The sequence below is a fragment of the Maribacter sp. genome, from assembly GCF_049667165.1.
In the GTDB taxonomy this organism is placed as follows: domain Bacteria; phylum Bacteroidota; class Bacteroidia; order Flavobacteriales; family Flavobacteriaceae; genus Maribacter_A.
In genome coordinates this window covers 1-9649 of sequence record NZ_JBATHS010000380.1, presented here as the reverse complement: position 1 = coordinate 9649, position 9649 = coordinate 1, and the positions used below count along the sequence as shown (strand labels likewise).

Genomic DNA, 9649 nt, shown 5'->3' with positions numbered 1-9649 from the left:
ATTTCTCCAAAAGTTACAACTGTTTTCATATGATATTGGTAAAGAAGCCTGATTTTAAATACCAAACTTCTATTAAGTTTTAATTATTTTTCTTTTCTTATTTGCTGGATCAATGTTCTGATTTGTTCTGCGTTTTTAGTAATCGCATCCCAATTTTCAGATTGGATCAGTGGTCTTTTGGCCACCCATGTTCCACCTATCGCGGTAATGAGATTGGATCGTAGATAAGAACCTGCGTTCTCCATACTACATCCGCCCAAAGGGATGAATTTAAGACCTAAATAGTTATAGGGAGCCGACATACTTTCAAGATGCTCCATGCCTCCGGATGTTTCCGCTGGGAAAAATTTAAGGACACGACACCCTTGCTCCACGGCGATTTCTATATCGGTTGGGGTCATGATTCCTGGGGCGAATGACAGCCCTTGTTTAAAGGCCGCTGCGATTATTTTAGGATTACATCCTGGGGAAACCGCAAAATCGGCACCAACATCTACGACGGCTGTTACTTGGTCAACGGTCAAAACCGTCCCAAAACCTAGGGTCATTTCTGGCACCTCTTTTTTGATGATTTTCGCCGCTTCGATGGCTGCGGGCGTACGCAATGTCAATTCGATGGCATCTATACCTCCTTTGAGCAAGGCCTTTGCCAAAGGGATGGCGTGTTTTGCCTCATCGATAATAAGAACGGCAATAATACCGGCTTCATCTATTTTCTTGATTAATTCAGGCTTCATGGCCTGTTGAGCAATTGGTTGCATATTCAAATTATTATTATGATTCAATGGTTAAATCGCCACCGAAATTCTTTTTTTTACGAGGTAATCATCCAAGGCAAGATGGGAACAATCATGCCCAATACCACTGTTCTTGATTCCACCGTGGGGCAGATAGATTGAATATTTCACCCCATTGACTTGAATTTCGCCAAACTGAAGGTCCTTTGAAAAACGTTCTATACGCTTGTGGTCGTTGGTAAAAATATACGAAGCCAATCCGAACTCGGTGTCATTGGCCAACGCCAGCACTTCGTCATCGGTTTCGAATGGCATTAGGGCTGCTACGGGTCCGAAAGTCTCCTTTCTGAAAACATCCATTTCAGGGGTCATGCCAGATAGCACGGAAGGTTCTATCCAATTGCCTTTTTCCATGCCCTTGGGTATTTTTCCACCATACTCCAACTTGGCCCCTTTACTAACGGCGTCTTCAATCAGTTCGAACATTCGGTCCCGATCTTTCCGAGTGACAACAGGTCCCATATCGGGCCGTTCATCGACACCATGTCCCAATTTTAGTTCCGAAGCCCTCTGAACATAGGCTTTTAAATATTTTTGATAGATACTCTTGTGTACAAAGATTCGATTGGCCGCTACACATATTTGACCTGAATTTCCAAATTTCAAGGCAATGCCCAAATCAAGGGCCTTGTCGAAATCGGCGTCCTCGAAAACGATAAAGGGAGCGTTGCCACCTAATTCCATCCCTAGTTTTTTGATCGAGGTGGTACTGTCCGCTATGACCTTTTGTCCTGTGGCGGTAGAGCCTATCATAGTCAAAACCGCAGGAATTGTACTAGTTGTCATGGTAGTTGCTACCTCCCTACTTGGGCCACATAATATATTCACTACCCCTGGTGGAAAATCAATATCGTGCATTATACCCCCTATCATGTAAGCAGATAGTGGCGATAGTGCGGATGGTTTGATGATTAGGGAACAGCCTGATGCCAAGGCAGGTCCAATCTTGAATCCCACATTGAGCAAGGGAAAGTTCCAGGCCAAATAGGCCACGGCAACTCCTGCGGGCTGATGCACCATTTTATGGGTATGGGTATTCTCATAATCCGGTATTTGTTCATCGCGCATGTTCTTCATGGCAGCTGGATACCATTCGAGTCCGTTGATAACCGCTTCAATATCTTCCCAAGCACCTTCATAGGTTTTACCCATTTCATACACCAATGCCGAACGTAGCTCATGTTCCTTTTCCAAGATCGCTGTCCGCAATTTGGTCATCCATTCGGTACGTTTCGAGAGGGAAAGGGATGACCAATAGTCAAAACCTCTTCGGGCCGATTCCAAGGCCAACAAGGCATCTTCTTTACCGGCCCACGCTATCTGCGCTATTTCTTCCTCATTGGCCGGACATATTACCGAATGTCGTTTCCCAGAGATGGAATCGACCAATTTTCCATCGATATATAATTTATGATATCCAAAGTCCATAAGTACACAGTTTAAACCTTTAGAAAGGTATTCATTTTGGTTTATAAGCTTCCCAACAAACCTATTAAAATTACCGCCCTTTTTTTTTACACCAATTACCAACCAGCAACACTATATTATCCTAAAATGAGAAATTTTTGGGATTTAAAGCGAAAATACGTTTGCAGGTACGCTTGGGAAGTTGTTAAAATGCTGCAGAGCCCTAAACTTCGACTTCATATTTTTTCATGTAATCCGTAGGGGTGATGTTCATTATTGATTTGAACTGACGATTAAAATTGGTCAGGGTATTATAACCTGAAAGGTAACATATGGTCGAAATAGGTAATTTTCCTTCAATCAATAATTTGCATGCATTGTCTATTCTTATTTCGTTGAGGTATTGTGTAAATGACTTTTGGGTTCTTCTTTTAAAATAGCGACAAAATGCATTGGGGGTCATATGGGCTATTGAGGCTACTTCTTCGAGCTCGATTTTCTTCTCAAAGTTTTCGGTCAAGAATGAAATCAATTTGGCCATTCGGTCTTTTTCGTTTTTCTTGAAAGTATTATTGACCCCTTCGGGGCATAAAAATTCGTAGCCCTCGCTTAAGGAAAGGGTGTCGAGCACCTTCAGCAAGTCGATCAATCGGGATAGTCCCTTGCCATTAATTAGATTCTTAAGGTTTTTCTTGACTAAGCTGCAAGTCTCATCGGAGAACTTAATGCCTCGATTGGCCATTTTGAATAGGTGTTGTAGCTTATCTGAAACCGTTAATGAAGAAAATTGTTCCCCCATAAAATCGCTCTCAAATTGTACGATTATAAGGTCTACGGCTTCACTGGCCGCATTATTTTGATAATACTCTTTGTCATTTCTAAAGAGATGGGGAAGATTACTCCCGATCAAATAGATTTCCCCTTTTGAAAAGTTGCCTATTGAATTCCCGACATAACGGGTGCCTTGGCCTTTTACGAAATATATTAGTTCCAACTCCTTATGAAAATGCCAATTATCCTCTATGCAAAGCATCGTATCCCTTCGCGCCAAAAAGGCATTTTCTGGCTTGCGTTCTATCTGTCTATAAGTAAGTTTCATGGCATACCTGTTTACGCAGTAATTAGGATTGACGAATTGGAAACTACCTCGAAAATCGAAATATGCATTTCATTTCAATATAGAGTTACATCCTTACTAAGATACATAAATACCTCATTAAATAGCAATAGGTCATGTTAAGAGTTAAAATAGTGCAACGAAATGATAGTAAAGGCTCTGGATTTAACATATGGTTGGAGTATTATTGTAATTGGCATACTTAACCACAAAACCGATAGTATGAAAATATCAAAGATCGAACCTATAATCTTGTCCGATAAGTTGGATGAAAGTTTCTATTTTTCCCAGTGGCATTACTCGGCACGCACCATTTGTATCGTAAAAATAACCACAGAAAGTGGACTTGTAGGATGGGGTGAGGGCTATGGTCCCGCCAGCGTACTATCTTCAGGTATTGAGTTTCTGTCCCAGTTTATCATTGGAAAATCGGTTTTGAACAATGAAGGTATCTGGCAAGAAATGTATAGGAGGTCTATGGATTTTGCGAGAAGAGGTATTTTGGTAGCCGCAATAAGTGCTATAGATATTGCATTATGGGATCTTAAAGGTAAGATTCTTGGGCAACCGATTTCGGTATTGTTGGGTGGGCGCAAGCGAGAAAGTATTCAGGCATATGCCACGGGGATGTATTTCTCCGAAACTTCGGATCTGCCCAAGAAATTGGCCGATGAAGCACTTTCTTATAAGGAAAAGGGATTTAAGGTCATGAAAATGAAAGTGGGACTGACCTTAGAACAAGATGTGTTGCATGTTAAAAAAGTGCGGGAGGCGATTGGAAGTGATATCCGCCTAGCCGTTGATTCTAACCATGCCTATAGTTTAGTAGAAGCCACACGACTGGCCCAAAAAATTGAAGAGTTTGATATATCCTGGTTTGAAGAGCCATTAAGCCCTGAAAACTATGAAGGTTATGCGGAACTGAGAAAGCGTACTTCCATACCTATATCAGGTGGTGAGTGTGAATATCTTCGGGCTGGTTTTTACCAGCTTTTCAAAAATAAATCGGTTGATATTGCCCAACCGGATATCTGTGCAGCCGGTGGAATCACTGAGGTTAAAAAAATCATCGCAATGGCCCAGACTTTCGGCGTTGACTTTATACCGCATAGCTGGGGTACGGGAATTGCACTCAGTGCTGCGTTACAAATACTTTGTAATTTGGACATAACACCTGGTAGACTCATAGAGCCGGATGTACTCATGGAATTGGATTGCACCAAAAACGGATTGCGGGACAATTTGGTTTCACCTATGATAATAGCTAAGAACGGCATGGTGCAGGTACCTGACAAACCCGGTTTGGGTATCGAGATCGATGAAGATGCCATTGACCATTATACTATAAAACATCTTAAATAGCCTCAAAAAAAGTAATTGATTTCCTAGAAAGACGCAACGTATACTTTTAAAATTCGTAATTGATGCGCTATTTGTATTAATTTCGAATTCTAATAAAAATTAGGAGTATGTCCTTGTATTTAAAGTTTTGCATATTCTCTTATTGTTCATTGATGTTCCTGGGATGTGTGGAACAAAAAAAGCCCGAAATTACACTTCATGCCAGCTTATTGGTGGGCGAAGATCATACGTGGTTCAAGGCATTTGAATATTTTGCCGAAACCTTGGAAGAACGTTCTAATGGCAGGATCGTACTTAAAAACTACCACTCGGAGCAACTTGCAAAAGAAATCGAAGCGATTCGCCTTATACAATCGGGGGTCATAGATATGACAACCACTAGTTCGCTTTTAAGCAATTGGATCGAAATAATGGCATTTTGTGAAATGCCTTTTTTACTGGATTCTTCTGAAGATATTTCAAAAATGATCAATGGCCCCATAGGTAAAAAGATGGAGCAGGAGATGTTGGAGAAAACAGGATTACGCGCACTTGGCTATTTTGAGGCGGGACCACGCTATCTAACATCAAACCGTCCTATTTCCCATCCTGATGATTTGAACGGACTGATTCTAAGAGTTCCGAGTGTGCCTTCATTTGTGACGGCCTGGGAAGGATTAGGGGCAAAACCTACACCCATGGCTTATTCTGAAGTTTTTACTTCATTGCAGCAAGGTACCGTTGAAGCCCAGGAAAATCCGTTGGCATTGATCAAGATAACCGGGTTTTATGAGGTACAGGATTATGTGAACCAAACAGAACACGTTATCAGTTGGACTTACCCCGTAATCAGTGAGGAAAAGTTTCAATCCTTCCCCGAAGATCTTAAAATAGTATTCTTGCAGGCTGCCAAGGAAATGCAAGAATATGAGCATCAACTTTTCTTGGAAAACGAGAAAAAAATCAGGGCTGACTTAGAGGCTCTTGGAATGACCTTCATTGAAGTTGACAAAAAGGCCTTTGTAGATAAAGGCAGAAAAGCCATTTACGAAAGTCTTTCCCCAGAAATGCAAGAAATATTTCTGACCATAACCAATGAGTCCAAGTAAGACCTTACGTTTGTTCCATTATATCAATAGTTTATTCCCTTACATTTTTGGATTGATTTTAAATGCAAATGCATGCTCCCCAACTTTATTTGGTAACTTAATGGTTAAACCCTGCTCATCAACTGTATAATCTAAATTACCTTCGTTTCCCAACATTTGAATCGATTCGATCTCGTTTGTATACAAATCATTTCCCTTCCTTAAAGAACGAATAACCAGTTCTCCAGACGTTGGCCAATCTAGAACAGTGGCATAAAGAATATCGCCCTTGGTTGTAAAACGGATATCCTTAGACGTATTATCGGCATTTTTCTCTTCACTTAAATGACCTTCAACAACTTCGGCATCACCTTCTCCATAAATCTTGAAAGTTCTGGTCCCATAAATTGCCTCACCATTTACTTTAAGCCATTGTCCCATTTCCAATAAACGTTCTTTAACTGGCTCCGGAATTTCGCCGTTGGCTTTTGGTGTGATGTTCAATAAAACAGCACCGTTCTTACTAACAACATCCACCAAGAAATCTATAAGACGATTGGCGGATTTATATCTTGGATTGCTAATATGCGACCAAGATTTCCAATCGATCGAATCATCGGTCAACCAAGGAAAATCGGTTTTTTCACTCATACGGGAACGTTCTAAATCCAATATTGCCGAACCTTCAGCAAAGTCATAAAACTTATAGGTTGAAACTACATCCTGATTATTCTTGACACCATGGTTGTAATAATATGCTAAAAATTCTTTTCTATAATCTTCTCCTATAACATCCATTTTGTTGTCAAACCAAACCAAATCAGGGTTGTATTTATCCACAATTTCCTTTAATCGATTTAACCATTCTTTATTGAATTGCTCATCGCCCAAAGGGTAATATTTTTCCGTCCCAGAATCAATGTCATGTCGGTCCCTGGGGTAAATAAAATCCCCCTTTTTCATTTTAGGGCCGTATAGTCCGCCATATTCCGGATTTGAGGCATCGGTGGTTTCATCCCAAGTCGGATACCACCCCAGTAACCATTGACGGTGAAAGGTGGCGATAAACTTCATATCGCGTTTTCGGATTTCTTTCGATAATTCGCCCATAATATCGCGTTTGGGTCCCATGTCTTTGGCATCCCATTCGGTCAATTCGCTATCCCACATGGCAAACCCATCAGCATGCTCAGAAACGGGTCCGGCAAAACGAGCTCCTGCATCTTTGAATAATTGCGCCCATTCAGAAGCATCGAATTTTTCTGCCTTGAACATTGGGATAAAGTCTTTATATCCGAATTTATCCAGAGGTCCATAAGTTTCTACATGATGCTTATAAAACTTACTGGCTTCCCCATTTTTGGCCTCCGGATTATTTTCGTTCACATACATCCAGTGCGCATACCATTCATTTTCATATTCTGGAACCGAATAAGGCCCCCAATGACAATAAATCCCGAATTTGGCGTCTAAAAACCACTCCGGGGTCTGGTGTTGTTTTAATGATTCCCAATTGGCTGTATAAACCAAGGTATCCTTTTTTTCCATATGATCAGCATCCTCCTTTTTTTGCTTGGTTCCGCATGATAAGAGAATGATAGCGAGTAATCCTAAAAGATATATTTTCATAATGGTGGATGTTTGTGTTTTTTTTTAAGCTTTCTTTTTTGCCAATAAAATATGGTCACAGACCAAAACTAGTTCATTGCGCTGGTTGAATATTTCTACATGCTCATTGACATGACCCAATTCTGGTCTTTTGGATTCTTTTTTTTCGCTGATGGTTACCACTACCCGAATCGTGTCGCCAATATAAACGGGCTTTACAAAACGCAAACGGTCATACCCTTTTGAGAATGCCTCTGGGTTTATTTCGGTAGCGGTCATTCCTATACCAACCGAAAAAGTAAGGGTGCCGTGTGCAATACGTTGTTTAAATGGTTGGGTGGCACACCATTCGGCATCCATATGATGGGGAAAAAAATCACCCGTATGTCCTGCATGGACCACAAAATCCGTTTCGGTAATGGTTCTTCCCAGGGTTTCTCTTTTGCTACCTAATTCGTAGTCTTCGTAGAATCTAGATTTTATATGCATAATCAATTCTTTTAAACATTATAATTAGGGGTTACACCCCCATAATTATTTGATTCGTAAGCGGCCTCAACAATGGCCATGGAATGCACCACATCTTCCACACTCGTGGGTAATGTGTCCGATGAGTCCTCTACATAGCGCATTAAGGAGGCCATGGTACCCACAAAGGCATCTGGGAACCAAGAACCTTCCAATGGGACTTCAATCCATTCGGGCTCTTCCCCTTCTTTCAGCAAACAATATTGGAACAAATCGGGCTTGCCATTCGGGTAATCCAATAATAATCCTATCCGGGCTTTGATCGCGCCTTTGGTGCCTTCCCATTTTACAAAACTTTCTTGGTTTTTTTCTCCAAAATTATGGTCATGGTTGGTGTTGATTATGGCTCGCATGGCATCATTATAATCCATGATCGTCGTTGTGCGGGTCGATGACATTGGCTTGCCCGGATTACGGAGTGTTTTTGAATATACTTTTTTTGGATTTCCTAAAAAGGAACGTATTAGATCGATGTAATGAATACTATGTTGTTGTATTTCCAGTCGGGGATGATTCACGACATTGGGAAAATATTCCCAAGGGGTATAGGTGGTTAGGCGGACCTCAAAATCATATAATTCACCGATCAATCCTTGATTGATGATATACTTGGCCGCCATAATGTAGGGTGCATAACGCATTTGGCAATTTATGGCTGCTTTTAGCTTTTTTCTTCGGCAAACTTCTAAAATCTCCAAGGTCTGTTCATAGTTGTCGCCCATTGGTTTTTGAATGAGTACGGCAGCTTCATCGGGAAGCATCTCCAAAGTGGATACAAACTGATTGGGCATTAAAGTCAAATCAAAAACAGCATTGTCAGGTGCTGCCTTGACCATTTCGGCAACATTTTCATATACATTCGGAATGTTGAACGAAGCCGCTAAATTTGTAGCCCGTTGTTTGGTTCTATTGGTAATTCCTTCCACTCTAAATCCCGCATTTTTATAGGCAGGTAAATGGGCGTCCCTTACTATTCCTCCAGCACCAATAATATAGATGGGTCTTTTTTCTTTGGGTAATTCGGGCTTATAGGGTATTTCCATTAGATTGAATTTTCTATGCTGTTGATTTTATCCTGGGCCTCGTTGAAAATGATCTTAATATCTATGGAAGTATTAATGACTTGCAAAACCAATTGGTCGATAACATCGGCTATTTCAGACCAGTTACTTTTTCTTGGCAAGGAACGCGTGTTCTCGTGCAACTTCTCTAATTTATGGTAATAGGGTACTGTTTTATTTACCTCAACATCGTGCCAGGTAGATTTTCTACAGCCGATGGCACCTTCCATAGTTAATAATTTGTCGTTTTGGGAATTCACGGCAAACTTGATGAAATCATAGGCCAACTCTTTTTGTGTACTGCCTTGCCCTATCACATACATCCAATATGCATTTAAAGAAACACCTTCTCCATTGGGGCCAGCTGGTACATTAGCAACATCGACCTTGCCTTTTACCTTCGAATCTTCAAGCACTTCGCACATTGAGGCAAACCCGAACCAATTGACCATCATGGCCAAATTGCCATTGGCGAATGCCATACCTGCTTTCACCGAATCAAAATCCCTTGAATCTGGATGAATGGCAGCAGTGTTTTGCAACGCGCTACGATAGAAATCCATCCCTTCTAGAGCTTGCTGGGAATTGATCTTTATTTTTTTATTTGAATCGAATAATTCCCCACCACGGGTCCATAGTTGAAGACAGAAGTCAAACACCGTATTGTGTCCATCAGGGTAGGCTGCGAAAGTGGTCCCATAT

The 9649-nt window shown here is 41.0% G+C and carries 9 protein-coding genes; 2 read left to right on the top strand and 7 right to left on the bottom strand.

Annotated elements, in window-relative coordinates:
* Positions 1-83 precede the first annotated feature (83 nt).
* The 3 genes from WBM98_RS17150 to WBM98_RS17140 all read right to left on the bottom strand — a co-directional run bounded on the left by WBM98_RS17150 (position 84) and on the right by WBM98_RS17140 (position 3303).
* A complete protein-coding gene (locus WBM98_RS17150; RefSeq protein ID WP_424367240.1) occupies positions 84-761 on the bottom strand; it encodes a bifunctional 4-hydroxy-2-oxoglutarate aldolase/2-dehydro-3-deoxy-phosphogluconate aldolase in 678 nt (225 codons plus the stop codon).
* A 27-nt stretch (positions 762-788) separates the two neighbouring features.
* Positions 789-2225 carry an NAD-dependent succinate-semialdehyde dehydrogenase gene (locus WBM98_RS17145; RefSeq protein ID WP_424367239.1) on the bottom strand — a complete coding sequence of 479 codons (1437 nt, stop codon included), beginning with the start codon at positions 2223-2225 and terminating at the stop codon, positions 789-791.
* 202 nt (positions 2226-2427) lie between these two features.
* A complete protein-coding gene (locus tag WBM98_RS17140; RefSeq protein WP_424367238.1) occupies positions 2428-3303 on the bottom strand; it encodes an AraC family transcriptional regulator in 876 nt (291 codons plus the stop codon).
* A 240-nt stretch (positions 3304-3543) separates the two neighbouring features.
* Here WBM98_RS17140 and WBM98_RS17135 point away from each other — a divergent pair, with 240 nt between their 5' ends.
* A complete protein-coding gene (locus tag WBM98_RS17135) occupies positions 3544-4683 on the top strand; it encodes a mandelate racemase/muconate lactonizing enzyme family protein (RefSeq protein WP_424367237.1) in 1140 nt (379 codons plus the stop codon).
* A gap of 107 nt (positions 4684-4790) precedes the next feature.
* Positions 4791-5771, top strand: a complete 981-nt coding sequence (locus tag WBM98_RS17130; RefSeq protein ID WP_424367236.1) for a TRAP transporter substrate-binding protein — start codon at positions 4791-4793, stop codon at positions 5769-5771.
* A gap of 39 nt (positions 5772-5810) precedes the next feature.
* Here the strand turns inward: WBM98_RS17130 and WBM98_RS17125 are convergent, their stop codons facing one another.
* The 4 genes from WBM98_RS17125 to WBM98_RS17110 form a co-directional block, all read right to left on the bottom strand.
* Positions 5811-7379 carry an alpha-L-fucosidase gene (locus tag WBM98_RS17125; RefSeq protein ID WP_424367235.1) on the bottom strand — a complete coding sequence of 523 codons (1569 nt, stop codon included), beginning with the start codon at positions 7377-7379 and terminating at the stop codon, positions 5811-5813.
* A 24-nt stretch (positions 7380-7403) separates the two neighbouring features.
* Positions 7404-7847 carry a MaoC family dehydratase gene (locus WBM98_RS17120; protein ID WP_424367234.1) on the bottom strand — a complete coding sequence of 148 codons (444 nt, stop codon included), beginning with the start codon at positions 7845-7847 and terminating at the stop codon, positions 7404-7406.
* 11 nt (positions 7848-7858) lie between these two features.
* Positions 7859-8929: a Gfo/Idh/MocA family protein gene (locus WBM98_RS17115; protein ID WP_424367233.1), complete on the bottom strand. Its 1071-nt coding sequence runs from the start codon at positions 8927-8929 to the stop codon at positions 7859-7861.
* A partial coding sequence (locus WBM98_RS17110) for an extracellular solute-binding protein (RefSeq protein WP_424367232.1) occupies positions 8929-9649 on the bottom strand: 721 nt, incomplete at its 5' end. The genes WBM98_RS17115 and WBM98_RS17110, both read right to left, overlap by 1 nt.